The 25,598-nt window shown below is 69.6% G+C and carries 26 protein-coding genes; 15 read left to right on the plus strand and 11 right to left on the minus strand.

Annotation, left to right across the window (positions count from 1 at the left end; translation table 11 throughout):
- The first annotated feature begins 58 nt into the window (after nt 1–58).
- Nucleotides 59–733 (plus strand): suppressor of fused domain protein, encoded by a 675-nt coding sequence (locus tag ACFV2O_RS00145; protein ID WP_379249010.1) that lies wholly within the window; start codon nt 59–61, stop codon nt 731–733.
- On the opposite strand, the gene ACFV2O_RS00150 is transcribed toward ACFV2O_RS00145, so the two are convergent.
- From ACFV2O_RS00150 to ACFV2O_RS00180, 7 genes are all read right to left on the minus strand, one after another.
- On the minus strand, nt 734–970 hold the full coding sequence (locus ACFV2O_RS00150; protein ID WP_379249012.1) for a hypothetical protein: 237 nt from the start codon (nt 968–970) through the stop codon (nt 734–736).
- Between the two features lie 5 nt (nt 971–975).
- The gene (locus ACFV2O_RS00155) at nt 976–1,701 is read right to left on the minus strand and encodes a Clp protease N-terminal domain-containing protein (protein WP_379249014.1); all 726 of its coding nucleotides are present in this window, start codon (nt 1,699–1,701) and stop codon (nt 976–978) included.
- Between the two features lie 55 nt (nt 1,702–1,756).
- Nucleotides 1,757–2,845, minus strand: coding sequence for an NAD(P)/FAD-dependent oxidoreductase (locus ACFV2O_RS00160; RefSeq protein ID WP_379249016.1), 1,089 nt, complete (start codon nt 2,843–2,845; stop codon nt 1,757–1,759).
- 82 nt (nt 2,846–2,927) lie between these two features.
- On the minus strand, nt 2,928–3,842 hold the full coding sequence (locus ACFV2O_RS00165; protein WP_379249018.1) for an RNA polymerase sigma-70 factor: 915 nt from the start codon (nt 3,840–3,842) through the stop codon (nt 2,928–2,930).
- A gap of 146 nt (nt 3,843–3,988) precedes the next feature.
- A complete protein-coding gene (locus ACFV2O_RS00170; RefSeq protein ID WP_379249020.1) occupies nt 3,989–4,936 on the minus strand; it encodes a CDP-alcohol phosphatidyltransferase family protein in 948 nt (315 codons plus the stop codon).
- Nucleotides 4,936–5,664 carry a phosphatidylserine decarboxylase gene (locus ACFV2O_RS00175; protein WP_379249022.1) on the minus strand — a complete coding sequence of 243 codons (729 nt, stop codon included), beginning with the start codon at nt 5,662–5,664 and terminating at the stop codon, nt 4,936–4,938. Before ACFV2O_RS00175 ends, ACFV2O_RS00170 begins: the two co-directional genes overlap by 1 nt.
- Before the next feature lie 103 nt (nt 5,665–5,767).
- Entirely contained in the window at nt 5,768–6,040 is a 273-nt protein-coding gene (locus ACFV2O_RS00180) for a GlsB/YeaQ/YmgE family stress response membrane protein (protein WP_356962735.1), read from the minus strand.
- 219 nt (nt 6,041–6,259) lie between these two features.
- Between ACFV2O_RS00180 and ACFV2O_RS00185 the strand changes: the two genes are divergently transcribed.
- The gene (locus ACFV2O_RS00185; RefSeq protein ID WP_355071688.1) at nt 6,260–7,288 is read left to right on the plus strand and encodes a beta-ketoacyl-ACP synthase III; all 1,029 of its coding nucleotides are present in this window, start codon (nt 6,260–6,262) and stop codon (nt 7,286–7,288) included.
- 63 nt (nt 7,289–7,351) lie between these two features.
- Here ACFV2O_RS00185 and ACFV2O_RS00190 read toward each other — a convergent pair whose 3' ends face one another.
- On the minus strand, nt 7,352–7,807 hold the full coding sequence (locus ACFV2O_RS00190) for an SRPBCC family protein (RefSeq protein ID WP_356962737.1): 456 nt from the start codon (nt 7,805–7,807) through the stop codon (nt 7,352–7,354).
- Between the two features lie 208 nt (nt 7,808–8,015).
- Between ACFV2O_RS00190 and ACFV2O_RS00195 the strand changes: the two genes are divergently transcribed.
- The 13 genes from ACFV2O_RS00195 to mnhG all read left to right on the plus strand — a co-directional run bounded on the left by ACFV2O_RS00195 (nt 8,016) and on the right by mnhG (nt 22,214).
- The gene (locus ACFV2O_RS00195; RefSeq protein WP_355071685.1) at nt 8,016–8,216 is read left to right on the plus strand and encodes a hypothetical protein; all 201 of its coding nucleotides are present in this window, start codon (nt 8,016–8,018) and stop codon (nt 8,214–8,216) included.
- 53 nt (nt 8,217–8,269) lie between these two features.
- Nucleotides 8,270–9,937, plus strand: coding sequence for an FAD-dependent oxidoreductase (locus ACFV2O_RS00200; RefSeq protein WP_379249025.1), 1,668 nt, complete (start codon nt 8,270–8,272; stop codon nt 9,935–9,937).
- A 14-nt stretch (nt 9,938–9,951) separates the two neighbouring features.
- Nucleotides 9,952–11,442, plus strand: coding sequence for an ATP-binding protein (locus ACFV2O_RS00205; protein WP_379249027.1), 1,491 nt, complete (start codon nt 9,952–9,954; stop codon nt 11,440–11,442).
- Nucleotides 11,439–11,792, plus strand: coding sequence for a UBP-type zinc finger domain-containing protein (locus ACFV2O_RS00210; RefSeq protein WP_379249029.1), 354 nt, complete (start codon nt 11,439–11,441; stop codon nt 11,790–11,792). Before ACFV2O_RS00205 ends, ACFV2O_RS00210 begins: the two co-directional genes overlap by 4 nt.
- A gap of 73 nt (nt 11,793–11,865) precedes the next feature.
- Nucleotides 11,866–12,300: a hypothetical protein gene (locus tag ACFV2O_RS00215; protein WP_379249031.1), complete on the plus strand. Its 435-nt coding sequence runs from the start codon at nt 11,866–11,868 to the stop codon at nt 12,298–12,300.
- A 75-nt stretch (nt 12,301–12,375) separates the two neighbouring features.
- Nucleotides 12,376–14,640 carry an AAA family ATPase gene (locus tag ACFV2O_RS00220; protein WP_379249033.1) on the plus strand — a complete coding sequence of 755 codons (2,265 nt, stop codon included), beginning with the start codon at nt 12,376–12,378 and terminating at the stop codon, nt 14,638–14,640.
- A 131-nt stretch (nt 14,641–14,771) separates the two neighbouring features.
- Entirely contained in the window at nt 14,772–16,073 is a 1,302-nt protein-coding gene (locus ACFV2O_RS00225; RefSeq protein WP_379249035.1) for a hypothetical protein, read from the plus strand.
- Between the two features lie 110 nt (nt 16,074–16,183).
- A complete protein-coding gene (locus ACFV2O_RS00230) occupies nt 16,184–19,087 on the plus strand; it encodes a Na+/H+ antiporter subunit A (protein ID WP_379249037.1) in 2,904 nt (967 codons plus the stop codon).
- Nucleotides 19,084–19,461 (plus strand): Na(+)/H(+) antiporter subunit C, encoded by a 378-nt coding sequence (locus ACFV2O_RS00235; protein ID WP_364424538.1) that lies wholly within the window; start codon nt 19,084–19,086, stop codon nt 19,459–19,461. Before ACFV2O_RS00230 ends, ACFV2O_RS00235 begins: the two co-directional genes overlap by 4 nt.
- Nucleotides 19,458–21,062, plus strand: coding sequence for a Na+/H+ antiporter subunit D (locus tag ACFV2O_RS00240; protein ID WP_379249039.1), 1,605 nt, complete (start codon nt 19,458–19,460; stop codon nt 21,060–21,062). The genes ACFV2O_RS00235 and ACFV2O_RS00240 overlap by 4 nt, the downstream gene beginning before the upstream one ends.
- Nucleotides 21,059–21,625: a Na+/H+ antiporter subunit E gene (locus ACFV2O_RS00245; RefSeq protein WP_379249041.1), complete on the plus strand. Its 567-nt coding sequence runs from the start codon at nt 21,059–21,061 to the stop codon at nt 21,623–21,625. Before ACFV2O_RS00240 ends, ACFV2O_RS00245 begins: the two co-directional genes overlap by 4 nt.
- Entirely contained in the window at nt 21,622–21,882 is a 261-nt protein-coding gene (locus ACFV2O_RS00250) for a monovalent cation/H+ antiporter complex subunit F (RefSeq protein ID WP_356962749.1), read from the plus strand. Before ACFV2O_RS00245 ends, ACFV2O_RS00250 begins: the two co-directional genes overlap by 4 nt.
- Complete coding sequence (mnhG, locus tag ACFV2O_RS00255; protein WP_379249043.1) at nt 21,879–22,214, plus strand: monovalent cation/H(+) antiporter subunit G; 336 nt, start codon at nt 21,879–21,881, stop codon at nt 22,212–22,214. Before ACFV2O_RS00250 ends, mnhG begins: the two co-directional genes overlap by 4 nt.
- Nucleotides 22,215–22,228: 14 nt before the next feature.
- Here the strand turns inward: mnhG and ACFV2O_RS00260 are convergent, their stop codons facing one another.
- The 3 genes from ACFV2O_RS00260 to ACFV2O_RS00270 form a co-directional block, all read right to left on the minus strand.
- Nucleotides 22,229–23,587 carry a DUF5933 domain-containing protein gene (locus ACFV2O_RS00260; protein WP_379249045.1) on the minus strand — a complete coding sequence of 453 codons (1,359 nt, stop codon included), beginning with the start codon at nt 23,585–23,587 and terminating at the stop codon, nt 22,229–22,231.
- 76 nt (nt 23,588–23,663) lie between these two features.
- Nucleotides 23,664–24,809: a glutamate--cysteine ligase gene (locus tag ACFV2O_RS00265; protein ID WP_355071663.1), complete on the minus strand. Its 1,146-nt coding sequence runs from the start codon at nt 24,807–24,809 to the stop codon at nt 23,664–23,666.
- A gap of 11 nt (nt 24,810–24,820) precedes the next feature.
- Entirely contained in the window at nt 24,821–25,507 is a 687-nt protein-coding gene (locus ACFV2O_RS00270) for a superoxide dismutase family protein (RefSeq protein ID WP_355071662.1), read from the minus strand.
- Between the last annotated feature and the right edge of the window lie 91 nt (nt 25,508–25,598).

Genomic DNA, 25,598 nt, shown 5'->3' on the forward strand with positions numbered 1-25,598 from the left:
CGGCGCGGTGTCCGACGCCCCGGATAGGGCCCGACGCACCCCTGCCTATGGTGGCTGCGTGAGTGAGAGATCCGGCTGGGATGCCATCGACGGTGCGTTGCGGCCGCTGTACGGCGACATCGAACCCTTCCATTGGGCCTCCGACCACCCGTGGTCGCTGGGCGGGTCCGACCCTCTCGACGGGATCAGCGCCTACTCACGCACCGATCCGGTGCCGCACTGGCACTACGTCAGTTATGGGATGACCGAGCTGTACGAGAAGGAGTGGGACAACCCGGCGGAGTCCGGCTGGGGCTTCGAGTTCACCTTCCGCTTGGCGCGCGGGCCCGAGGACACCGAACCGCCCGTGTGGCCGACGAACTTCATGCAGAACCTCGCCCACTACGTCTTCCAGTCCGGCAAGTGGTTCGAACCGGGGCACACCATCAAGACGAACGGGCCGATCGCGGCCGGCCACGCGGACTGCACCAATCACGCGGTCTGCTTCACGACGGACCCGGAACTGGGCGCCATCGACAGCCCGCACGGCCGCGTGTTGTTCCTGCAGATCGTCGGGTTGACCATGCGGGAATACCGCGCGGCGCAAGGCGGGCGCGCCCTCGCACTGCTCGCCGAGCTGGAACCGCGACTACCCCTGTTCGTCACCGACATCCATCGCGAACCGTTGGTTCCCGAGCCGAAACCGCAAGCCCTCTGGCCCCGATGGGGCGGCGGCCTGGCCGGACGAGGGTGATCACGCCGCCCGCGTCGCGCGGTGTGCGATCGGAACGGCCGGGCGTGGTCCGCGGATACCGGCTCCCCGCGTGCGCAGCGCCCTGCGATGGCGCGCCCGCGCGGCGTGCGCGCACCGCAATCCGTTGACGACGTTGCGAATCTCGTGCGCGGCAACCGATCGCCGGGCCACGCCGATCACCAGCAAGAGCACCGCGAGGGCGAGCGCGGTCCGCGCACGGAACTTCCCGTCGCCCATCGGAATCAGGACTTCTCGGTCTTGATAACCGCGAGCAGCTCGCCCAGATGGGCTTCGGCGCTCGCCTTGTCGACGCCGAGATCACTGAGCAGACCGGCGCCGTTCTCCTGTTCCAGCAGCGCCAGCAGCATGTGCTCGGTGCCGATGTAGTTGTGCCCCAGCCGAAGCGCCTCACGGAAGGTGAGTTCCAGGACCTTCTTGGCCTCAGCGCCGAACGGGATCAACGCGGGGACGTCCCCCTCGGCCTGCGGCAACGACGCGGAAGCGGCGGCGGAGATCACGTCGACGGACACGCCCTGGTTGACGAGTTCGTGCACCGCGAGACCTTGGGGTTCGGTGAGCAACCCCAGCACCATGTGCCCGAGGGAGATCTCCCGATTGCCCGCGGTACGCGCGGCCTCCTGCGCCGCCATCACGACCGCCCGCGCTCGCGGGGTGAAACGGGCGAAGCCCGCGTTCGGGTCCATGGCCGCCGCGGCGGCCGGATCGGGCACCTTGGGCACGAACCGCTTCTGCGCGGCCTGCTTGGTGACGCCCATGCTGGCGCCGATATCGGTCCACGAGGCGCCGGAGCGCCGGGCTTGGTCCACGAAGTGGCCGATCAGGTGGTCGGCCACTTCACCCAGGTGATTCGCCACGACGACGGCGTCGGACAGTTGTTCGAGCACATTGTCGGGACGGGCTTTCTTGATGCCGTCGATCAGGTCGTCGAGGCGGAATTGTTCGGTCATGCGTCAACCATAAGTTGACGATGACCTACCGTCAACCGTTAGTTGACGATGCGACTCACGGACGCGCAGACCAGGCCGCGCCGCGCACGATGCGTTCCTTCACCCACGCGGCCGTGCGCCCGGTCAGCACCGTCCTGGCCGGTGCGTCGTCGGCGCGCACCGCTTGGACGACCCCGTCTCCGCGACCCAGGCTGAGGCACTGGAGCACATAGCGGAACCGCAGCCCCTTCGGCTCACGACCGCGCATCAGGGCGACGGCGGAGTCCGCCGCGTGCTTGCCGGTCGGCAGCGCCGTGGCACACGCCATGCGCAGTTCGCGTCCGCCCGGCCCCGCGACCACGGCGGCGTCACCTGCGGCGAAAACGTCCGGGTGCGACACCGAACGCAAGGTCGCGTCGGTGAGCACGCGACCGTCGGGATCCACCGCCAGACCGGAGCGGGCGGCGAGGTCGGGCACCCGGAAACCGGTGGTCCACACCGTCGCGGCGGCCGCAACCAGTGAGCCGTCGGCCAAGCGCGGCCCCTCGGCTGTCACCTCGATCACCTTGGCGCCGGACCGGATCTCGACTCCGAGTCGCTCGAGCGTCCGCGTGATGTGCGCCTGCGCCCGCGCCGACAGCCAGGCGCCCGGCTCCTCCGACCCGAGCAGCACCACCCGGGACTCCGGATGCGATTCGGCCAGTTCCGCCGCCAGCTCGATGCCGGTGGCTCCGGCGCCGACGATCGCCACCGGTCCGCCCGCCACGGCCAGACCGCGCACGTCTTCCTGCGTGGCGACCGAAAAGGCGTGTTCGGCGACGCCGGGGACGCTCGCGAGATCGGCGACGCTACCGAGGGCGTAGATCAAAGTGTCGTAATCGAGTGCGGGCGCAGTGTCGAGCACCACCCGACGCGCGACCGTATCGATCTCCGTCGCCAGGGCCTGCACGAAGCCGATGCCCTTGCTTTCCAGCGATTCCCGCAGATCCCATGCCGCGATCCGCTGCCCGGCCGCCTGCTGATGCAGCCGTACCCGCTCGACGAAGGACGCGTGCGCGTCCACCACGGTGATCCGAGCGTCCCGCGCCGTGCGAGCGAGCCTGCGGGCCGCCGCCAGTCCCGCGTACCCCGCGCCGAGAACGACGATCCGATGCTGTCCGGTCATTGCTGAGGCTCCTTTCGATCGGCCATCAACACTCAGACCGGACAGGGCCCCGATCCCTGACAGACCGGTGCCGTGAAGCGCGTCACAGCGGACGGCGAAGCCGGTCCGGCATTGTGCCCACCGCGCCCGCCGACCCGCTCGCCCCGGCGAAATAGGCGAGCTTGTCCGGATTCACGATCAACCGCAGCGCGGTGACCGCGCCGTCGGCGACGTCCACCGCGACCACGAGCAGCGGCGCACCGTTCACCCGTGCGACCGCGGCGGGCGCGCCGTTGACCTCCTCCACGACCAGCCGCATGCCGGGCACCTCCCAGCGCATGAGCCCGACGAGGTACCGCGCCACCTGCGCCGCACCTCGCACGGGACGGCGCGCCGCGTTCACCTTGCCGCCGCCGTCGGCCGTCGCGCTCACGTCGGCGGCGAGCATCCGCTCCAGCGACGCGACGTCGCCGTCGCGCGCCGCCTTCAGGAACCGCTCGATCAACTCGCGGGCATGGTCGGGCGTGATACCGAAGCGGGGGCGGCCCTCTCGTACGCGCAGGGCCGCCCTGCGGAAGATCTGCTGCGAGTTCGTCTCGGTGATATCGAGCATGTCGGCGATCTCGCGGTGCGCGTATCCGAACGCCTCGCGCAGCACGAAGACCGCGCGTTCGATCGGGGTCAGCCGCTCCAGCGCGGTCAGCAGCGCGAGCGAGACCTGTTCGCGCTCCTCGACGGTCTCCAGCGGTCCGAGCTCGCCACGCGCGGTCGGCACCGGTTCGGGCAGCCACGGCCCGACGTAGCTCTCCCGCCGGGCCCGCGCCGAAACGAGCCAGGTGCGGCACAGATTCACCAGCGCGGTGGTCAGCCAGGCCTCGGCGGAGCGGATACCGCCGCGGTCGGCGCCGTCCCAGCGCAGATAGGTCTCCTGCACCGCGTCCTCGGCCTCACTCGCCGAGCCGAGCATCCGATAAGCGAGCGCGAACAAGCGCGGTCGATGCCCCTCGAATTCCCGCACGCATTCCCGCCTCTCCGGGTCTTCAGGCCGTACAGGCTGGGTGACGCGAGATTTGCGTTCAGGTCTTGCGTTCAGTGCCGCTGCTGGTTTGGGCGTGCCCGACGAGTTACCCATGTACTCACGAAACCAGTTGTCGCCCGAAAGAGCTACGAGAGACCCGCGCGCGGCGGCCCATCACCGTTCTGGCGTTGCTTCGCCCCAGGCCGGCGCAGCCGCAGCCGGGCCGAGCCGCGGATCGCCGGACGCGGGATGGTCGGACGCGGAATCGCCGGACGACGGATGGCGGGCAGCCGCCGGTCCGCCCGTCGTTGCGCACGCCGCTCGGCGGGTTTGTGCGTCCAGGTCTCCGGACGCGCGGCCACCCAGCGCTGGGAATGCCAGGCGAACGGGATGTGGCCCAGATACAACGCGACCAGCACCAGCAGCAGCACGATCGGATACGTGACCAGCGCCGCGGCGGCGAGCGCGACCAGCACCAGCAGCCCGGCCGCGGCCTGCGGAGCCACCGACACCGATTTCATGGCCAGCGTCGGGATGGTGCTGACGCACAGCGCGGCCGAGAACACCGTCCACGCCGCGACCTCGTAGAAGCCGACCCACCAGCCGTCGCCGAACTGCACGAACAGGGCCACCGGCACCATCGCGATGAGCGCGCCCGCCGGAGCGGGCACACCGACGAAGTACTCCCGCGACCAATCCGGCCGGGTGTCGTCGTCCATCAGGGTGTTGAACCGGGCCAGGCGCAGCACGATGCTGACGGCGAACAGCAGCGCGACGATCCAGCCGACGCTGTTGCTGCTGAGCAGAGTCACGTACAGCACCAACGCGGGGGCGACGCCGAAGGAGATGGCATCCGACAACGAGTCCAGCTCGGCGCCCATCTTCGTGGTTGCGTCGAGCATTCTGGCCAGCCTGCCGTCGAGGGTGTCCAGCACGGCCGCCGCGCCGATCATGGCCAGCGCGATACCGAGTTTGCCGTCCAGGCCGAACTTCACCGCCGACAGACCGGCGCACAGCGCCAGGATGGTGACGATGCTCGGCAGCAGGCGGACGGACCGCCGCCTGCGCCGCTGGGTGGATACCGCCGCTTCCATCACGCGTCAGCGGATGTGCCGAGCACGGCGAGCACTGTCTCGCCGCCGATGGTGCGCTGGCCGGGCTGCACGAGCAGTTCGGTGCCCGCCGGGAAGTAGGTGTCGACCCGCGAGCCGAAGCGGATCAGGCCGTAGGTGTCGGCGATGGTCAGCACGTCGCCGACCTGGGCGTCGCAGACGATCCGGCGCGCGAGCAGCCCGGCGATCTGCACCACGACGACCTGGTCGCCCTCCGGCGTCTGGAGCACCATGCTGTTGCGCTCGTTCACCGAGCTCGCCTCGGGCAGGTCGGCGGAGCGGAATTGGCCGGGCTGATGCAGCACGGTGCGCACGACGCCGGAGACCGGTGTGCGCTGCACGTGGACGTCCAGCACGGACAGGAAGATGCTCACGCGCGGCAGCGGCGCGTCGCCGAGACCCAGCTCGGCGGGGGGAGCGGCCGTGTCGACCAAGGCGATCTCGCCATCCGCCGGGGCGACCACGACGCCCGGCCGGTTCGGCGGCACGCGACGCGGGTGACGGAAGAAGGTCGCACAGGCCGCGGCGGCGAAGAATCCGGTGCGCCGCACCCATTTGCGCTTGCCGCCGACCACGGCGACCGCCAAGGGTGCGGCGACGAACGGAAGCCCGGCGGGATGCAACGGAGGGATCGCGTTGCGGACCAGATCGACGACGTGGCCGACTCCGGTGCGTTCAGGCGTGCCGGGCGGGGTGGGACGGCGGGCCACAGGCTCCTCTTTCGTGCTCGATGCAGACGGTTTGCGCCGTATCGACGATAGGACCGGCGCAAGCGTTCACACCTTACGGGAAAGGAGCCTGTGGCACGCGGGGTCAGGACCTGACTCGGGCGCCGGTGACCAGTCGAACCAGGAACAACAGGATGACGGCACCGCCCAGACAGGTGAAGAAGCTGAACCAAAGGCCGCCACCCTCGACGTCGACTCCGAGCAGCTTCAGCAGGAACCCACCGAGCAGACCGCCGACCACCCCGACGACAATATTGAGCAAGATGCCCTGTTGGGCGTCCGTCTTCATGAACTTGCTCGCGATCCATCCGGCAAGACCGCCGATGATGATCCATCCGATAATCCCGAGACCGAGCATGGTGTCCTCGCATTCAGTTGGGCCACGCCTCGTGCAGCAGTGGCGTGCTTCGACGTGATACCCACCGATTGTCGGAATACGCGCGGCAGATGAGCGACTTTCAAGCTAATATGAGGAAGCCTCATGTCTGTTCGCCAATGGACAGTGGCTGATGAGGGACCGATTTCGATGCTTCGGGGCACCCCCGGCGGCGTCGCCGCAGGTACATAGGAGACGCAGATGGCTGCTCGAATCGCCCAGACCACCGGCGCTGAGCACACGGCGATCCTCGGGCTCGGCGTTTACCGCCCTGCTCGAGTGGTCACCAACGACGAGGTGGCCGGCCCGATCAACTCCAGCGACGAGTGGATCAGGACCAGGTCGGGAATCAGAACCCGCCGGTTCGCCGACGAGTCGGAGACGATCCAGAGCATGAGCGTCGCGGCCGCGCGCGGCGCGCTGGAATCCTCCGGTATCGCGGTCGACCAAGTCGATTGCGTGATCGTTGCTACATCCACCCACCTGTTGCTGACGCCGGCCGCCGCCCCGCGCATCGCCACCGAACTCGGCATGAACGGCTCCGCCGCCTTCGACGTCTCGGCCGGGTGCGCGGGCTTTTGCCACTCGATCGCGCTGGCGTCGGATCTGGTCCGGGCGGGCACCGCTTCGCACGTCCTCGTGATCGGCGTGGAGAAGCTGACGAACACGGTCAACCCGAAGGACCGTTCCACCGCCTTCCTCTTCGCCGACGGCGCGGGCGCGGTGATCGTCGGCCCCTCCGACGAGCCGGGCATCGGCCCCACCGTATGGGGCTCGGACGGCACCCAGCACCACGCCATCCGGCAGGACAAGGACTGGATGGAGTTCTTCCACGAGATCGACGAGAAGGGCCTGGACGCGGTGCGGCCCTATCTGGCCATGGAGGGCACCGCGGTGTTCCGGTGGGCCGCGCACTCGCTGGAGAAGGTGTGCCGCGACGCCATCGACCGCGCGGGCCTGTCTCCCGAGGACCTGGACGCGATGATCCCGCACCAGGCCAACGGCCGGATCATCGAGATCATGGCCAGGGTGCTGAAGCTGCCCGAGCACTGCGCGCTCGCCAACGACATCGAGGAGGCGGGCAACACCTCGGCCGCCTCGATCCCGCTGGCCATGGAGGCGTTGTTGCGCAAGGGTGAGTCGAAGCCGGGCGACACGGCGCTGCTCATCGCGTTCGGCGCGGGCCTGTCCTACGCCGCTCAGGTCGTGAACCTGCCGAACTGGAAGTAACCGCTCCCACTCGCCGCGGCCGGGTCACGACATCTCGTGCACCGGCCGCGGCGAGCACCGCGCTCAGGCGCCGGCTTCGACCGCCGCCTTGACCTTGCCCAGCGTCTCGTTCATGCCGCGCACCAACGCCTCCTCGAACGGGATCTCGCCGCCGAGCGCGGCCTCGATCGCCTTGCGGGAGAACCAGGTGGTTCCGTTGGGCACGTCCCGCCGCTCGATCAGCCGCGTGCCGGACTCGGTCGGCTCCAAGGTGTAGCTCCACACCGTCCGGTTCTCGGTGATCCGGAACGCGAACGCCTGGTTCGGCTCGAACCGCACGATGCGGGACGTGGTCGGCCAGAATTTCTTGCCGTCGCGATTGAGGTTCAACGTCCAGGTGCCCGCCGCGAGCGAGCCGAGCGGCACCATGCGCACGCACTGCGGACTGAACTCCCGCATCCGCTTCAGATCGGAGATCACCGCCCACACCTGCTCCGGGGGCGCGGAGATGTCGATGCTGGCTTCGAGATTTTTCGGCAACGCTGCCTCCGGGATACGAGCGACGGACCGACGACCATCCGTCCGAACGCGATGTGACGAGTCGCGCACATTTTAAACGCGCCGACAGTTGCGTCACATTTTCGCTACTCGCGCACCGGCCGGTGTAATGATCGGCGCACAATAACAGATACATGAAGCACAGACACCGCCTCCAACATTTCGGCGTCCCAACGTGAGGTGATCGGCCGTGAAACTGCGCTCCCTGCTCCATCGTCGACCGGCGGACCCGGTTCCGCTGCTTCCCGCCATCGAGCCGGTGGACGGACGAAAAGCGCACGGCGCGTCGGTCTTTCCGCCACGTAGTGTTCGCGGGGCCGCGCAGGAAGAACGTCTGGAGCGTCTGCTCACCCCGCGTGAGCTCGATTTCGTCTTGCACCATCGGCTCTGAGCCCTCGGCGAACGCCCACGACAGACCGCGCCGCGAGGCTCCATACTCGACAGGTGACTTCACCCGCTGCCACGAAACCGGCCATCCTGAGCGTCGACGACGACCCGGGCGTCTCCCGGGCGGTCGTCCGCGACCTGCGCCGCCGCTACGGCGCCGATTACCGGATTCTGCGCGCGGAATCGGGTCCGCAGGCCCTGGACGCGCTGCGTGAGATGAAGCTGCGCGGGCAGCCGGTCGCCGTGTTGATCGCCGACTATCGGATGCCGGGCATGGACGGCATCGAATTCCTCGAGCAGGCGATGGACCTGCACCCCTACGCGCGCCGCGTGCTGCTGACCGCCTACGCCGACACCAATGCCGCGATCGACGCGATCAACGTCATCGACCTCGACCACTATCTGCTCAAACCGTGGGACCCGCCGGAGGAGAAGCTCTATCCCGTGCTCGACGGGCTGCTCGACGCCTGGCGCAGCAGCGAGCATCGGCCCGTCACCGAGACCAAGGTGGTCGGCAATCGCTGGTCGCCGCGGTCGTCGCAGGTGCGGGAATTCCTCGCCCGCAACCAGCTCCCCTACCGGTGGTACCTGGCCGACGAGCCCGAGGGCGCGCGCCTGCTGGAAGCGGCGGGCGCCGACCCGGAGCGCTGTCCGGTGGTGATCACTTCCGCGGGCGACGCGCTCGTGCAGCCCACCGACAGCGAACTGGCCCAGAACGTCGGCCTGACCGTCGACCCGGCGGGCGAGTTCTACGACCTGATCGTGGTGGGCGGCGGTCCCGCCGGTCTAGGTGCGGCGGTCTACGGCGCGTCCGAGGGTCTGCGCACCGTGCTCGTGGAGCGGACCGCCACCGGCGGCCAAGCGGGGCAGAGTTCGCGCATCGAGAACTATCTCGGCTTCCCCGACGGCTTGTCCGGGGCGCAGCTGGCCGACCGGGCCCGGCGGCAGGCGGCGAAATTCGGCGCCGAAGTGATCACCACGCGCGAGGTGGTGGGGCTGGAGGTGAACGGGTCCGCGCGCACCGTGCGGTTCGCCGACGGCGGCAGACTGTGCGCGCACACCGTGATCATCGCGACCGGCGTCGACTACCGCCGCCACCCGGCGCCGGGCGTCGACGACTTCACCGGGCGCGGCGTCTACTACGGATCGGCGATGACCGAAGCGTCCGAGTGCGCCGATCACGAGGTCTACATCGTCGGCGGGGCGAACTCCGCCGGTCAGGCCGCAGTGTTCCTGTCCCGCAACGCGCGCACCGTGCACCTGGTGGTCCGGGCCGATTCGCTGGAACAGTCCATGTCGCACTACCTCATCCAGCAGATCGCGCAGATCGCGAACATCGAGGTGCACACCAACACCGAGGTGATCGCCGCCGACGGTGACGATCACCTCCAGCAGATCGTGCTGCGCAACAACAAGTCCGGCGCGGAGGAGAAGGCCGACGCGGAGCGGCTGTTCCTGTTCATCGGCGCGGCGCCGCAGACCGATTGGCTCGACGGCGTCGTCATCCGTGACGACGCAGGTTACGTGCTCGCCGGGCCCGACCTGATGGTCGAGAGCGCGCGCCCCGCGGGCTGGGAGCTATCCCGGCCACCGCATCACCTCGAAACCAGCGTGCCCGGCGTCTTCGTGGCGGGCGACGTGCACGCCGAGTCGGCCAAGCGCGTCGCCTCCGCCGTCGGCGAGGGCGCCATGGCCGTCATGCTCGTGCACCGCTATCTCGCGTAACCAGGAGGCCGCAGATGACTTCGAACCAGACCGCGGACCGCAGCAGCAGGTCGGTGTGCGACCCCGCCGAGCTGCGCACCTTGTTCCTGTTCGAGAAGCTGAACGACGAGCAGCTGGAATGGCTGTGCGCCGACGGCCGGATCGAGACGATCGAACCCGGTGTCGTCTTCCGCGAAGGCGAACCGGCCACCTGTTTCTACGTGTTGATGGATGGCGAGCTGATCCTCACCAAGCAGTCCGGCGGCGCGGAGATCGAATTGGTACGCACCGAGCATCACGGCGCCTACGCGGGCGCTTGGATGTCCTACATCGGCGACAAGGTCGACCAGACCTACAGCGGGACGATGCAGGTGACGCGGCCGGCGCGGTTCTTCGTGCTGGACGCCGAGATCTTCGCCCGGATGATGCACGAGTGGTTCCCGATGGCCGTGCACCTGCTCGAAGGGGTGTTCTTCGGCAACCGCAACACCAACGCGCGCATCGGTGAGCGCGAACGACTGCTCGCGCTGGGTTCGCTGTCGGCCGGCCTCACCCACGAGCTCAACAACCCGGCCGCCGCCGCGGTGCGCGCCACCGCGGGCCTGCGCGAGCGGGTCGCGGGCATGCGGCACAAGCTCGCCATGATGGCGGAGGGCAAGTTCGATCCGTCGTCCTTGGGTTCCTTGGTGCGCCTGCAGGAGGAGGCCGCCGCCCAGGTCGCGAAGGCGCCGGAGCTGACGCCGCTGGAAGCCGCCGATCGCGAGGACGTGCTCGGCGAATGGCTGGAGGACCACGGGATCGCCGACGGCTGGAACCTCGCGCCGAACTTCGTGCAGGCCGGGTTCGACACCGACTGGCTGGAGCGGGTGGCCGCCACCCTGGACGGCTCGCCGGAGCAGGTGTTCCAAGGGGCCATCCGCTGGTTGAACTACACCATCGAGACCGAGCTGCTGATGAACGAGATCGCCGACTCGACGACGCGCATCTCCGCGCTGGTGGGCGCCGCGAAGCAGTACTCGCAGATGGACCGCGCCCCGTTCCAGGTGGTCGACATCCACGAGCTGCTGGACAGCACCTTGGTGATGCTCAGCCGCAAGATCGGCGACGGCGTGCACGTGGTCAAGGAGTACGACCGGACGCTGCCGGAAGTGCCGTGCTACGCGGCCGAACTCAACCAGGTGTGGACCAATCTCATCGACAACGCGGTGTACGCGATGAACGGTGAGGGCACGCTGACCATTCGCACCAGGAAAGAGAACGACTGCGCGGTCGTGGAGATCGGCGACACCGGGCCTGGCATCGCGCCGGAGGCCCGCAACCGGGTCTTCGAGCCGTTCTTCACCACCAAGCCGATGGGCGAGGGCACCGGACTGGGGCTGGATATCTCGTTCCGCATCGTGGTCAAGAAACACAACGGCGACATCAGGGTGGAATCGGAGCCGGGCGACACCAAGTTCACCGTCTGGCTGCCGCTGCACCGCCCAGAACAGGATCGAGCCGGAACCGACACGGAAGGACAGTCATGACCGAGCAGCTCGCGGGCATCGATCCCGCGGTACCGCCCAGTGGGCCGGGTTGCGCGGAGTGCGAGCAGCACTCCGGCTGGTGGGTGCATCTGCGCCGGTGCGCCCAGTGCGGGCATATCGGCTGCTGTGACACCTCCCCCGCGCAGCACGCCACCGCGCACGCCAAGAGCACCGGTCACCCGTTCATCCAGAGCTTCGAGCCGGGTGAGGACTGGTACTACAACTTCGAAACCGAAGAGATGTTCAGCGGCGGACCGGAATTGGCGCCACCGCACAGTCATCCCGCCGATCAGGGCGTCCCCGGCCCGCGCGAGCGGGTTCCCGGGGATTGGCAGGCACACATCCACTGATGCCGCCGGAACCGGTACGCTGCTGCCGACGCCGGGGCCTCCGGCGCCACGATCCACCCGGGAAAGCATCGGTATGAAACGAACTTCCGCCATCGTCCTGATCGCCGGGACGGTGGGTTTCCTGCTGGCAGGCTGCGGCGGAGGGGACGAGTCCACCGACGCGAACGGATTGCGCCAGGGCTCCGTGACCGCGGCCGCCTCGGCCGCCCGCACGACGACCGCTCCCGGCACCGCGACACCGAGCGGCCCGGCGGATACGGACGCCCCCACCACGACGAAGCAGCGCGACCCCGCGCTCGGTCCGGCGTCGAGCACCACCTGCGGTGAGTTCCGCAAGCTCGACACCGACGAAGAGAAGGTCCTGATCGAGCAGATCCTGGCGGAGAACCCGGGCGGCCCGTTCGACGGCAGCCCGAACGTCGCGCTCGGCACGGCCAAACTGGTGTGCCTGGCGCCGAGCGTCGCCGACAAGTCGGTCGCGACCGCCGCTGGACTCGTCAAGAAATAGCCGAAAGCGTCGTCGTCCACCATTCCCGGACGGCGGACCGTGACCGAACGCGGGGCCGCGCGGCAGAATGGCACAGTGGCAGAACTGGCACTCACCGCCCGTCTGAACCCTTCGGCCGCCGATGCCCGGCGCGGGGTGGTCCGGCTGCATCCGGAGGCGCTGACCGCGCTGGGGTTGCGGGAATGGGACGGAATCATGCTGGTCGGCTCCCGGCGCACGGCCGCGGTGGTCGGCGTCGCGCGCCAGGGCACGCCCGCCGGGGTAGCCCTGCTCGATGACGTCACGCTGTCCAACGCCGGGCTGCGCGAGGATGCGACGGTGGTGGTCTCCCCCGCGACCGTCTACGGCGCGAAACAGATCACGGTGAGCGGTTCGGTGCACGCCACCCGCACGATCCCGGCCGCGACACTGCGGCAGGCGCTGCTGGGGAAGGTCGTCACCGTCGGTGACGCGGTCTCCCTGCTGCCGCGCGATCTCGGCCCCGACATCAGCTCCACGGCGGCCACCCAGGCACTGTCGCGCACCTTCGGCATCGCCTGGACCACGGAATTGCTCACCGTCACCGGCACCGATCCGCGCGGGCCGGTGAGCGTGCAACCGAATACCGCGGTGAGCTGGGGCGCGGGCGCGGTCGCCGCGCGGGACGCCGCCGATCTGGCCTGGGCCGGAACCCCGATCCCGGTGGGCGAGGCCTCGCGGGCCGCCACCGAAGCCGCCGCGTTCGACACGGCCGCGGGTAACAACGGCGCCGCGATGGTCCGGGCCACGGCGGCCGTCGACATGCAGAGCGTCTCGGTCGAAGTCCTGGCGGGCGGGCGCAGCCAGGCCGCGAAGCTCGAGGAGTGGCTCAGCCTGGCGTTGGACGAGCCCGAGCTGTTGCGCACGCTGGGCGCACGACCTCATCTCGGCGTGCTGATCACCGGCCCGGCCGGCGTCGGCAAAGCCACGCTGGCACGTGCGGTCGCGGGATCGCGGCGACTGGTGGAGCTGGACGGCCCCAGCATCGGCGCGGCCGAGAGCGGTGCGCGGCTGCGCGAGGTCGCCGAGGCGGTGGCCGATATCGGCTGCGGCAGGGGCGGCGTCCTGCTGATCACCGACATCGACGCGCTGCTGCCCGCCGACCCCGAACCCGTCGCCACACTCATCCTCGACCAGCTGCGCGCCGCGATCGCGGGTCCCTGCGTCGCGTTCCTGGCGACCACCGCGCACCCGGCAGGCGTCGACCAGCGCCTGCGCGCCCCCGACCTGTGCGATCGCGAACTCGCGCTGCCGTTGCCCACCGCGGGCGTGCGCAAGGCGCTGCTGGAGTACCTGCTGCGCCGGGTGCCGACCGCGGAGCTGGAACTCGACGAGATCGCCTCGCGCACACCCGGATTCGTGGTGTCCGATCTGGCGGCGCTGTGCCGGGAGGCGGCGTTGCGTGCGGCGTCGCGGGCCAGAGAGCACGGCGAGCCGCAACTCACCCAATCCGACCTGCTCGGCGCGCTCGAGGTCATCCGGCCGCTGTCACGCTCGGGCATGGAGGAACTCGCCATCGGCAGCCTGAGCCTCGATGACGTCGGCGATATGGCGGAAACCAAGCAGGCGCTCACCGAGGCGGTGCTGTGGCCGCTGAAGCACCCGGACTCCTTCGCCCGCCTCGGCATCGAGCCGCCGCGCGGGGTGCTGCTCTACGGCCCGCCCGGCTGCGGCAAGACCTTCCTGGTGCGCGCGCTGGCCGGTACCGGTCAGCTCAGCGTGCACGCGGTCAAGGGCGCCGAACTGCTGGACCGGTGGGTCGGCTCGTCGGAGCGCGCGGTGCGCGAATTATTCCAGCGGGCCCGGGATTCCGCACCCTCGCTGATCTTCCTCGATGAGGTGGACGCGCTGGCCCCGCGCCGCGGCCAGAGCGCCGACGCGGGCGTGGGCGATCGGGTGGTCGCGGCGCTGCTCACCGAACTCGACGGCGTGGAGCCGCTGCGCGACGTGGTGGTGCTGGGCGCGACCAACCGGCCGGAGCTGATCGATCCGGCGCTGCTGCGCCCGGGCAGGCTCGAACGGCTGGTGTTCGTGCCGCCGCCGGACGCCGCCGCCCGCCGGGAGATCCTGCGCACCGCGGGCCGCGCGGTGCCGCTGGCCGACGATGTCGACCTCGACGCGCTCGCGGAGGAACTGGACGGCTACTCCGCCGCCGACTGCGCCGCGCTGCTGCGCGAGTCCGCGCTCGCGGCGATGCGCCGGGACGTACACGCGGCCGACGTCACCGCCGCCGATGTGCTGGCCGCCAAGACGGTGGTGCGGCCCTCGCTGGATCCGTCGCAGATCGACACACTGCGCCGCTACGCCGACAGCCGCGGGTAGATCACACTCGACCCGATTCGGACAATCTCCGGCAATCCGGCTCTTGTTGCCTTTTTCGCACCGGAGACATTTTCGGGCGAATCGTCGGCAATCACAAGATCACGTCACCACCACGGGTATGTTCGACAACCGTGCGCAGGGTCGGCGACATTGTCGACGCGACCACGGCCTTCACCGGAGCCGCGGTCGCGGGCGTGACGCTGTTCCTGCCGGTCACCGTCAACACACAGGGGCAAGCCACGTCGTACCGGATCGCCGGGCTGCTCAACAGCGTGCCGCGCAGCGCGGCGCTGGGCGTGATCGTCGCCGTGGCGGTCGCCGTGCTGGTCGCCACCACCTCGCGACCGCTGACCGGGTGGGCGACGGCCACCGCCGCCGCGCTGGCGCAGCTGATCAACCACTTCACCGGACGCCACGTGGCCACGGCCGAGATACTGACCACGCAGAACTACATCGACTCGATCTGCGCCGCCGTGCTGCTCGGCGGGCTCGGCGCGGTGGTGCTGCGCAGACCCTTGCCCGCCGCGGCGTTCGCGGTGGGCGGCGTCGGCTTCTTCGGTTTCGGCGATCTCGCCGGCCTGCTGAACATCAACGCGGATCCGTACGCGGTCCTGGAGACCCCGACGCGCTGGATGATCGGCGTGAGCTTGGTCCTGCTGATGATCAGCACCTTGCACAACTGGAAGCGAACCGAGGACGCGAAGGAGCCGCACATGGCGATCGCGCTGCCGGTGACGCCGATCCTCGCCGCCATGGTGCTCGCGCTGGTGGTCCTGGCCGGCACCGAATGGCTGGGCAGGCAGTACAGCAAACTGCCGGGGGAGAGTCACGCGGTCGAGATCGTCATCGTCGTCGCGGCGACGATCGTCAGCGCGACCGCGGCCGCCATGCTGCTGCCCGGCCGCGACGGCACCGGTGTGTACCTGGCCGTGAGCCTGACCGCGGCGGTCGACGCCGTGGGTTACGCGGTGCGGCCCGGCTGGACCTCCACGGTGCTCATCGCGCTGACCGCGGCCGGACTCGTCATCGGCGTCAGGATCCCGTCGACCGCTCTCGCCATCCTGCTGTTGACGGGCATCTCGGTATTCGCCCTCGTCACCTCGACATCCGCGAGCACCGTCGCGTTCGCGGTGATCAGCGGGGTCATCGCGTTGACGGCGGGGTACTGCTGCGGCACCGCGCGGCCGCACTACGCGCCCAGCGGCGTACTCGCGCTCAGCGCGCTGTATCTGCCGTCGGCGGTCTCGGTGATGCCGGACCGCGTCAAGGACTGGCGCGAGGACGTGGCGGCGCACGACGCGACCCCGGGCGGCACCGCGCTCGCCATCGTCATCGGCAGCGCCGTCGGGCTCGTCATGCTGCGTAAATTACGGCCACGCAGTAGGCCGCAACCAAATGGGCAACCAGAGAGCGAATCATTAGCGGACATATAGCTTCGGTTCGGGCGGATGACGGACACCATACTCAGCCCTTCCACGGAAAAAGCACGCTTTCCGTAGGCTTGTGCCGGACACCCCGCCGCCCCTACCCGACGGAGTGAAGTTTGCTCGCAATCCTGCTCGCTCATGCCGCGGCCGCCCTGGTGGCTCCGCTGTGGGTGCGGGCACTGGGGCGCAACGCATTCTTTCTACTGGCTGTGGTCCCGCTCGGCGGCTTCGCCTGGGTGATCGCGAATTGGTCCGAGCCGCAGCGAGTTCGGCTGACCTGGGCGCCGAGCATCGCCCTGAACATCGATCTGCGCTTCGACACCCTCGCGGCGGTATTGTGCGCGCTCGTACTGGGCATCGGGGCGCTGGTGCTGATCTACTGCGCCCGGTACTTCGAGGACGACGAGCCGCGGCTCGGGGTGTTCGCCGCCGAGCTGGTCGCGTTCGCCGGCGCCATGTTCGGGCTGGTCACCAGCGACAACATGCTCCTGCTCTATGTGTTCTGGGAAGCGACAACGGTGCTGTCGTTCTTGCTGATCGGTCACAACGCCGAGCAGGCGGCCAGCCGAAGGGCCGCGATCCAGGCGCTGCTGGTGACCGGAGCGGGTGGGCTGGCGATGCTGACGGGCATCGTCGTGCTCGGCACCGTGAACGGCAGCTATCTGCTGTCGGATCTCCTTTCCGGGACCAACCCGAGCGGGACCGCGGTGAATGTCGCGGTGGCCCTGATCCTGGTGGGCGCGCTCACCAAATCCGCCGTGGTGCCCTTGCATTTCTGGCTGCCCGGCGCGATGGCCGCACCGACCCCGGTGAGCGCGTACCTGCATGCCGCGGCGATGGTGAAAGCCGGCGTGTACCTGATCGCGCGCCTGGCACCGGCGTTCGCGCAGAACCCCGTGTGGCATCCGCTGGTGCTGACCCTCGGCCTCGCCTCGATGCTGCTGGCCGGGCTGCGCTCGCTCCAGGTGGTGGATCTGAAACTGGTGCTGGCCTTCGGCACGGTGAGCCAGCTGGGATTCCTGATCGTGCTGGTCGGCATCGGCACACCCGATGCCGCGCTGGCCGGAGTCGCGCTGGTCGTCGCGCACGCGCTGTTCAAGGCGTGCCTGTTCCTGGTGGTCGGGATCATCGACCACGGTGCGGGCACGCGCGATCTGCGCCGCTTGTCCGGGCTCGGCCGTCGGGCTCCCGTGCTGTGCGCCACCGCGGTCCTGGCCGCGCTCAGCATGGCGGGCATACCGCCGCTGCTCGGCTTCGTCGGCAAAGAAAGCGCGCTGAACGCCGTACTGGACGCGGACGTGCTCACCGCGCCCGTACGCGGCGCGGTGTTCACCGGAGTGGTGCTCGGGTCGATGCTGACCGTCGGCTACAGCATCAGGTTCGTCTGGGGCGCTTTCGCGGACAAGGACCGCGAGCCGGAACCCGCGGCAGGCGCCACGCCCGTCGCCCACCACCCGAGCGAAGTACCCGTCGCCGAAGATCAGCCGGAAGCCGAGCGTCGTCTCCGCTGGCATCCGCCGGGTGCTTTGTTCCTCGCGGCACCGGTGATCCTCGCCGTCGCGAGCCTCGCGGCCGGTCTCGCCCCGTCCTGGCTCGACGCACGATTGCGCCCCTACGCCGAAACGCTGGCCGCCGTTCCGTTTTCGCATCTGGCGCTGTGGCACGGTTTCGATGCCGCGCTCGCGTCGACACTGTTGATCGTCGCGGTCGGCGTCGTGTTGTGGCGGCTGCGCGGCCGCTTCGCCGAATCGGCGCACCCGCGCCTCGGCAACGCCGACCGCGCCTACGACGCCACGCTGCGCGCGATGGACACCCTCTCGCTGCGGATGACCGGCGCGGTGCAGCGCGGGTCGCTGCCGCTGAGCCAAGCCGCGATCCTGGTCACGCTCATCGTCCTGCCGACCGTCCTGCTCGCCCTCGGCACCCGCACCGGAGTCACGCTGCGGTTGTGGGACTCGCCGCTGCAAGCGGCCATCGGCGCGATCATGGCGGTGAGCGCGCTCGCCGCGACGGTGCTGCGCAACCGGCTCGCGAGCGTGCTGGTCGTCGGGGTGACCGGATACGGCAGCGGCGTGATCTTCGCGCTGCACGGCGCGCCCGACCTCGCGCTGACCCAATTCCTGGTGGAGACGCTCACGCTGGTCATCTTCGTGCTGGTGCTGCGCGCTTTCCCCGCGACGATCGAGCCGAGCCGGACGGCCGCGTTCAAGCTGCGCAGAGCGGTCCTGGCCGTCGGGACCGGGACGGTGGTCGCGGTCCTGGCCGGGTTCGCCGTGGCGGCCCGCACCGCCGAACCCGTCTGGCTCAGAATTCCCGATGCCGCCTACGAATTCGGCGGGGGGAAGAACGCCGTCAACGTCCTGCTCGTCGACCTGCGGGCGTGGGACACCCTCGGTGAGATCTCGGTGCTCGTCGTCGCCGCGACGGGGGTGGCCTCTTTGGTGTTCCGCAGCAGGCGCTTCGGCAGCGCGCCGCGCGCGACGGACTCTCCCGACTACGATCCGGAGCTGGTCAGCTGGCTGCCCGCGGGCCGATTGGTGGCCCGGGCCCAACGCTCGATGGTCCTGCAGATCACCACGCGGCTGGTGTTCCCGACCATCATGGTGCTGTCGGTCTACTTCTTCTTCTCCGGCCACAACGCGCCCGGCGGCGGGTTCGCGGGCGGGCTCACCGCTGGGCTCGCGCTGACCCTGCGGTACCTCGCGGGCGGCCGCTACGAATTGGGTGAGGCGCTGCCCGTCGACGCGGGCCATATCCTCGGCGCCGGCCTCACCTTGGCCGCGGGCACTGCCGTCTCGTCGCTGCTGCTCGGCGCGCCGCCGCTGTCCTCGGCGATCATCGAGGTTTCGCTGCCGGTGATCGGGCACGTCAAGGTGGTCACCGCGCTGCTGTTCGATCTCGGCGTCTACCTCATCGTGGTCGGCCTGGTGCTGGACGTGCTGCGCAGTCTCGGCGCGCGCCTGGACAGCGAGCTGGCCGACGCCGATACCCCCTCGGCGAACGGAGGTTCCGCGACGTGACCGCGAATCTGACCCTATTGGTGGTGATCGGCATCCTCGTCGCGTGCGGGGTATACCTGCTCCTGGAACGCGCCGTGTCGAAGATGCTGCTCGGGCTGATCCTGTTCGGCAACGCGGTGAACCTGCTGATCCTCACCGCGGGCGGCGGTCGCGGCAAACCGCCCATCCGCGGCACGGCCGACACCGAGGAGATGGCCGACCCGCTCGCCCAGGCGATGGTGCTCACCGCCATCGTGATCACCATGGGCATCGCGGCATTCGTGCTCGCCCTCGCCTACCGCGCCTACATGCTCACCACCAGCGACGACGTCGCCAACGACCAAGAGGACGTGGATGTCGCCCGGCGTCGCGCCGGAGAGGACCCGGAGACGTGAACCTCTCGCCCGGCCTGCTGCCGGTTCTCACGCCGCTGCCGGTGCTCGTCCCCCTGCTCGGCGCGGCGGCCACGCTCGTCTTCGGCCGCAGGCCGCGCATCCAGAGCGCGGTCAGCGTCGGGGCGCTCACCGCTGTCGTGGTGATCTGCGGGTTGCTGCTTTTCCTGGTCGACCGGGACGGCACCACCGCGTTGCAGGTGGGCGACTGGGCAGCGCCGATCGGCATCACGCTGGTGGTGGACCGGCTGTCGGCGGCGATGCTGCTGGTCTCGTCCATCGTGCTGCTGTCGGTCAACCTCTACGGCGCGGGCCAGAACATCCGCGACGGCGACGAGCGGCAGCCCACCTCGATCTACCGGCCCACGTATCTGGTGCTCACCGCCGGTGTTTCGGCCGCGTTCCTGGCCGGTGACCTGTTCAACCTCTTCGTCGGCTTCGAGATCCTGCTCGCGGCGTCGTTCGTGCTGCTCACCGTAGGCGCGACCACCGAACGCATCCGCGCGGGCGTGGCCTACGTGATGGTCTCGTCGGTCTCGTCGCTGATCTTCCTCGCCGGCATCGGGCTCACCTACGCGGCCACCGGAACGCTGAATCTCGCCCAGCTCGCGGTCCGGTTCGGCGCCGTGCCGGAAGGCACGCGCACGGCGATCTTCGCGGTGCTGCTGGTGGCGTTCGGTATCAAGGCGGCGGTCTTCCCGCTGTCGAACTGGCTGCCCGACTCCTATCCGACCGCCCCGGCGCCGGTCACCGCCGTGTTCGCCGGTCTGCTCACCAAAGTCGGCGTGTACGCGATCATCCGGACCCACTCGCTGCTGTTCCCCGACGGCGGCTTCGACTCGGTGCTGCTGGTGGCGGGCCTGCTCACCATGCTCATCGGCATCCTCGGCGCCATCGCACAGAGCGACATCCGCCGTCTGCTGTCGTTCACGCTGGTCAGTCACATCGGATACATGGTGTTCGGCGTCGGCCTCGCCAACGCGGCCGGGCTGTCGGGCGCGGTGTTCTACGTGGCGCACCACATTCTGGTGCAGACCACGCTGTTCCTGGTGGCGGGACTGATCGAGCGGCAAGCCGGATCCACCTCGCTGCGCAGGCTGGGCGGGCTCGCCGCGGCCAGCCCGCTGCTGGCCGTGCTGTTCCTCGTCCCGGCGCTGAATCTCGGTGGGATACCGCCGTTCTCCGGGTTCATCGGCAAGGTCGCGCTGTTGCGGGCGGGCGCCGAACGCGGCAGCGTGCTGGCCTGGGTGCTGGTCGGCGGCGCCGTGCTCACCAGCCTGCTCACGCTCTACACCGTCGCCAGGGTATGGAGCAAAGCGTTCTGGCGGCCCCGCGAGGACGCGCCGGAGGGCCATCTCACCGCGGCCAGGCCGCCGACGCTGATCGAGGAAGCGACCGACGTGCACTACGACGAGCGCACCGATCCCGGCCGCATGCCGCCGCTGATGGTGCTGTCCACCGCGGCGCTGGTGACGGTGGGGCTGTGCCTGACGGTGCTGGCGGGGCCGATCCTCACGATCGCCGACCGCGCCGCGGTGGACCTGCGCGATCCCGGCGTGTACATCGGTGCGGTGCTGGGCGAATCGCCGGGGAGCCCACGATGAGCGCCGAGCGGGGCCGGGGGCGCGACACGACCGTCCGCGTCGGCATCCTCGTATGGCTCACCGTGGTCTGGCTGGCCCTGTGGGGCGATCTGAGCCTCGCGAATGTACTGGGCGGGCTGGCGGTCGCCGCGCTGATCATGGTGGCGCTGCCGCTGCCGCGCGTGCCGGTGTCCGGGCGGCTGAACCCGTTTCCCCTGCCCGAACTGATCGTGGCGAGCGCGTATTACGCGCTGGAGTCGAGTCTTCAGGTCGCCTGGCTCGCGATCCGCCCGAAGCAGACCCCGGTGTCGGGCGTGCTGCGCGTGTACTCCGGCACGAGATCGGATCTGGTGCTGGTGCTGTGGGCCGACCTGCTCAACCTGATCCCCGGCACCATGGTGCTGGAGATCGACCGTAGGCGCTGCGTCGTCTACGTGCACGTTCTCGACGTCGGCAGCGATGCGGCGGTCGACAAGTTCTTCCGGACCACCCGGCGGCTGGAACGCCTGCTGATCGAAACGTTCGAACGCCCGACCGGATGGCCGCACTCCCGGCCGCCCTCTCCCCCGGAGGTGACATCGTGACCGTCGTCGCCGTCCTCGCCGCCGTCATCCTGACCGCGGCGGCACTGATCACCACGTATCGCGTCGTCATGGGGCCGAGCACGCTGGACCGGGTGGTCGGCATCGACTCGCTGATCGCCATCGCCGCCTCCGGGCTGGCCGTCTGGGCGGCCTACAGCGCCGACACCACCGTGGTACCCGCGATCGTCGCGCTGGCGCTGGTCGGGTTCCTCGGCTCGGCCGCGGTGTCCCGATTCCGAGTGCGGGACGACACATGAGCCTCTGGCACGTGCTCGCGGGCACCCTGATCCTGTTCGGCTCGACGCTGGCGCTCACGGCGGCGATCGGGATCGTGCGCTTTCCCGACACGCTGACCCGGATGCACGCCGCCACCAAGCCACAGGTCATCGGGCTGATCCTGGTGCTGGCGGGCGCCGCGATCCAGCTGGGCGGACACGGCAACGTCTGGATGCTGGTGCTGGTCGGGCTGTTCACCCTGCTGACCGCCCCGGTGATCGCCCACCTGATCGGCCGCACCGCCTACCGCGAGCAGCGCCACCGCGACGGCCTGTTGCGCGTCAACGAGATGCGCGACGACGACGTCGATTAGCCGCGTGACCGGCCTCAGCGCGCGACGGGCTCGACCTCGCGGACGGCCCGCTCCGGCTGCCGCGCGGTCGCGAACCACGTCGCGTGGAACGCCGCGGCCAGTCCGGCCAGCAGTCCGAGCACGACCGTGCCCGCGAGCACCGGATACTCGGCCATCGGCACGGCGAGGTACCGGTAGGACAGCAGCAGCGTGGCCAGCACGACCGCGCCTGCGCCGACCAACCGGATCCGGAACCATCCCCAGCCGCGCTCCGGTGCGCGCAGCGCCGATTCGATGGTGAGGCACAGCACCGCGCCCGCGACCAGGTCTACGCCGTAGTGGTAGCCGAAGCCGAGGGTGGCGGTGAGGGTGGCCAGCAGCCAGAACGCGCCGCCCCAGCGCAGCCAGCGCGGAGCAGGCTCGCCGTCGCCGTCGCGGCGGGTGTGCAGGAACACCGACAGCGCCCAGGCGGTGTGCATCGAGGGCATGCAGTTGCGTGGAACCGGCGCGTCGAACGGCAGCGGCAGCGGGTTGCGATCGATCGGCGGCACCACCCCCGGCCAGTAGTTGCCCAATTGCAGCCCGTTGCCGTCCGGGCCGTACGCGAACATCGGACCGACCACCGGGAAGAGGACGTACACCAAGGGACCGATCAAGCCGAGCACCAGGAAGGTGCGCACCAGGTAATGCGACGGCCACCGGCCCGACGACACCACTCGGCGCAGCTGCCACACGGCCACGACGATCGCCGCCACGGGCAGCTCGATGTAGACCCAGTGCAGCACCGCGTAGACCACCGGCCCGAGCGTGTCCACCGCCCGCCCGAGCACCCACGACGGATCGCCCAGCGCATGGTCGGCCAGGATCACGTATTCGTCGAGCACCGTCGGTCTGCCGATCACGGTGACGTGCAACCAGACATCGCCGACCTTGGTGGCCAGGACGAGCAGCGCGCCGAGCGCGGCGGCGTGCAGCGCGTCCCGCCGTTCGGTTCCGGACCAGCGCAGCCAGGCCACCAGCGCCAAGCCGGTCAGCACGATCACGGGGCCGTTCCCGATCGCGAACGGCTCTCCCGCCAGCAAGCGGACACCGGCCCACGCCACATCGATGGCAGCCGCGACACCCACCGCGACCAGCCTGCGACGGGCCGAAATGCCCACCAGCGCAAGGACCAGTCCGGCCCACGGCACCGACATCGATTTCGGTGTGCCGATGTAGTCCCGCCCCAAGCTCTCCAGGGGGCCTTCGAATCCCTGCCAGACGGCGACGCCCTGCAACACGATCAGCAGGACCGGCACCGCGGCCACCGCCGCGACGACCCGGATCCGAGTCCGCGGTACGCGACGGCGCGAGACCGCGCTTCCTGCTCTGGAACCCGGGTATTCGACAAGCATCCGACCATAGTAAACGCGGGGTGAACGTCATCCCCCTGGCCAGCTGAACAGCAACCGACCTATACGCGGCCGATCGCTACTGTTTCAGCTCCTCGACCAGCGCGTCCACCACCGCGACCAGATCTCCCTGCGACGCCGCGGCAACCCGGCGCTGCCGCTGGTAAGAGGCTCCCCGCTTGGGGATCTCGGCGACCAGGGCGAGTTCGTCCGCGCAGCCCAGCCGCGCCGCCGTCGGCTCCAGCCGGTTCAGCAGATCCGCCAGGTCGTCGGTGACCAACCGCTCGTTGCTGTCGGCGTCGGTGATGATGATCGCATCCAGCCCGTAACGTGCGGCGCGCCACTTGTTCTCCTGCACGTGCCACGGCGGCAGGGTGGGCAGTTCCTCGCCGTTCTCGACGCGGCGGTCGAGGTCGACGATGAGGCAATGGATGAGCGCGGCCATCGCGGCGAGTTCAGCGCGCGTGGAGATCCCGTCGCACACCCGGACCTCGATGGTGCCCCACTTCGGCGCCGGGCGGATGTCCCAGTGCATGCCGCCGAGCTGCGTGAAGACACCGGTCTTGATCTGATCGTGCACGAAATGCTCGAACTGGGTCCAGTTCTCGAACTGGAACGGCAGGCCCGCGGTCGGCAACTGCTGGAACATGAGCGTCCGATTGCTCGCGTAGCCGGTGTCCGATCCCGACCACATCGGCGAGCCCGCCGACAGCGCGAGCAGATGCGGATACGACAGCAGCAACGAGTTGAGGATCGGAAAAACCTTGTCGCGGTGGGAGACTCCGACGTGCACGTGCACGCCCCAGATCATCATCTGGCGACCCCACCACTGGGTGCGCTCGATCAGCTCGTCGTAGTGCTCCGATCGGGTCAGCTGCTGGGCCGACCATTGCGCGAACGGATGGGTGCCCGCGCAGAACAAGTCGACACCGAGCTGCTCGGCCGCGCGGCGCACCGTGTTCATCGTGCCGGTGAGGTCCTCCACCGCCGCGCCGACGGTCTCGTGCACCCCGGTGACGAGTTCGACGGTGTTGCGCAGCAATTCCTTGGTGACCTGGGGTGTGCCGTCGTGGGCACGGAGCTCACCGAGTGAATCGAATACCGCCGCGGCGGTATTCGACAGGTCGCGGGTCACCTTGTCGACCAAGGCGATCTCCCATTCGACCCCGATGGTGGGCCGGGGCGAACCATCGAAGGGAACGTGTTCGATTCCTGCCCCGGCCATATGCCACCGCGCTATTGGATCACGCCACAAGCGACACGGCCGCCCGCGTCGCCCGTCGCTAGGGTCGTCTCATCGGGACCCGCGACGCCATCGGCACGGGAGTAACGGTTGGGAATGTTGCCGAAGTTGTCGGCGTCGGCGTGGATGATGAGGGCCTTGCCCTTCACGTCGTCCAGCGTCACCGCGTCGGTGGTGGTGATCAGCTTGGCGACGCCGTCGCCGCGCACCTCGAGCGAGGTCAGATCGCCGCTGGCCGGATGCGCGTTGGCGCTGCCGACCTGCAGGTGACCACCGGCGGACAGGAAGTCGCCCGCCGGGCCGCCGGTCGGCGCGACGGAGTTCGGCTCGCACTTGCCGACCTGGTGCACGTGCAGGCCGTGGAAGCCGGGGCGCAGGCCGTGCGCCTCGACGGTGAGCTGCAGGTGGTTGCCGTCCTTGGCGAAGTTCGCGGTGCCGACCGAGGCGCCCGAGGGGTCCTTCAGCTGCACGTTCACGCCCTGCTCGGCGTTCGGCGAGCCACCGTGCTCGGTGCTCGACTGCCCGGCCGGAGCGGGCGACCCGCTCCACACCGGCGGGGTCGTTCCCTGGACGTCACTCGACTCCTGGCTGTTCGAGCATGCGGCGAGGCCGAAGACCGCGACCGCGAGCACCGGGGTCACAGTCCGCCAGGACGGGCGTCGAGTTGTGGACGGGGCCATCGGGGAACTCCTTTACGAGTACCGAGTTTACGAGTAAGGGCGGGTGGACACGTTCGTTACCGGACAAGATGATGCCACGCCGTCCCGCCGT

It is taken from the genome of Nocardia sp. NPDC059691 (genome assembly GCF_042733915.1).
Classification (GTDB): Bacteria; Actinomycetota; Actinomycetes; order Mycobacteriales; family Mycobacteriaceae; genus Nocardia; species Nocardia sichangensis.

What these genes read in the sequence shown, in the direction of transcription:
- ACFV2O_RS00150 (WP_379249012.1), bottom strand. Translation starts at nt 970, where the DNA reads ATGGGCGACGGGAAGTTCCGTGCGCGGACCGCGCTCGCCCTCGCGGTG.
- ACFV2O_RS00155 (WP_379249014.1), bottom strand. Translation starts at nt 1,701, where the DNA reads ATGACCGAACAATTCCGCCTCGACGACCTGATCGACGGCATCAAGAAA.
- ACFV2O_RS00160 (WP_379249016.1), bottom strand. Translation starts at nt 2,845, where the DNA reads ATGACCGGACAGCATCGGATCGTCGTTCTCGGCGCGGGGTACGCGGGA.
- ACFV2O_RS00170 (WP_379249020.1), bottom strand. Translation starts at nt 4,936, where the DNA reads ATGGAAGCGGCGGTATCCACCCAGCGGCGCAGGCGGCGGTCCGTCCGC.
- ACFV2O_RS00180 (WP_356962735.1), bottom strand. Translation starts at nt 6,040, where the DNA reads ATGCTCGGTCTCGGGATTATCGGATGGATCATCATCGGCGGTCTTGCC.
- ACFV2O_RS00185 (WP_355071688.1), top strand. Translation starts at nt 6,260, where the DNA reads ATGGCTGCTCGAATCGCCCAGACCACCGGCGCTGAGCACACGGCGATC.
- ACFV2O_RS00205 (WP_379249027.1), top strand. Translation starts at nt 9,952, where the DNA reads ATGACTTCGAACCAGACCGCGGACCGCAGCAGCAGGTCGGTGTGCGAC.
- ACFV2O_RS00210 (WP_379249029.1), top strand. Translation starts at nt 11,439, where the DNA reads ATGACCGAGCAGCTCGCGGGCATCGATCCCGCGGTACCGCCCAGTGGG.
- ACFV2O_RS00215 (WP_379249031.1), top strand. Translation starts at nt 11,866, where the DNA reads ATGAAACGAACTTCCGCCATCGTCCTGATCGCCGGGACGGTGGGTTTC.
- ACFV2O_RS00245 (WP_379249041.1), top strand. Translation starts at nt 21,059, where the DNA reads ATGAGCGCCGAGCGGGGCCGGGGGCGCGACACGACCGTCCGCGTCGGC.
- mnhG (WP_379249043.1), top strand. Translation starts at nt 21,879, where the DNA reads ATGAGCCTCTGGCACGTGCTCGCGGGCACCCTGATCCTGTTCGGCTCG.
- ACFV2O_RS00260 (WP_379249045.1), bottom strand. Translation starts at nt 23,587, where the DNA reads ATGCTTGTCGAATACCCGGGTTCCAGAGCAGGAAGCGCGGTCTCGCGC.
- ACFV2O_RS00265 (WP_355071663.1), bottom strand. Translation starts at nt 24,809, where the DNA reads ATGGCCGGGGCAGGAATCGAACACGTTCCCTTCGATGGTTCGCCCCGG.
- ACFV2O_RS00270 (WP_355071662.1), bottom strand. Translation starts at nt 25,507, where the DNA reads ATGGCCCCGTCCACAACTCGACGCCCGTCCTGGCGGACTGTGACCCCG.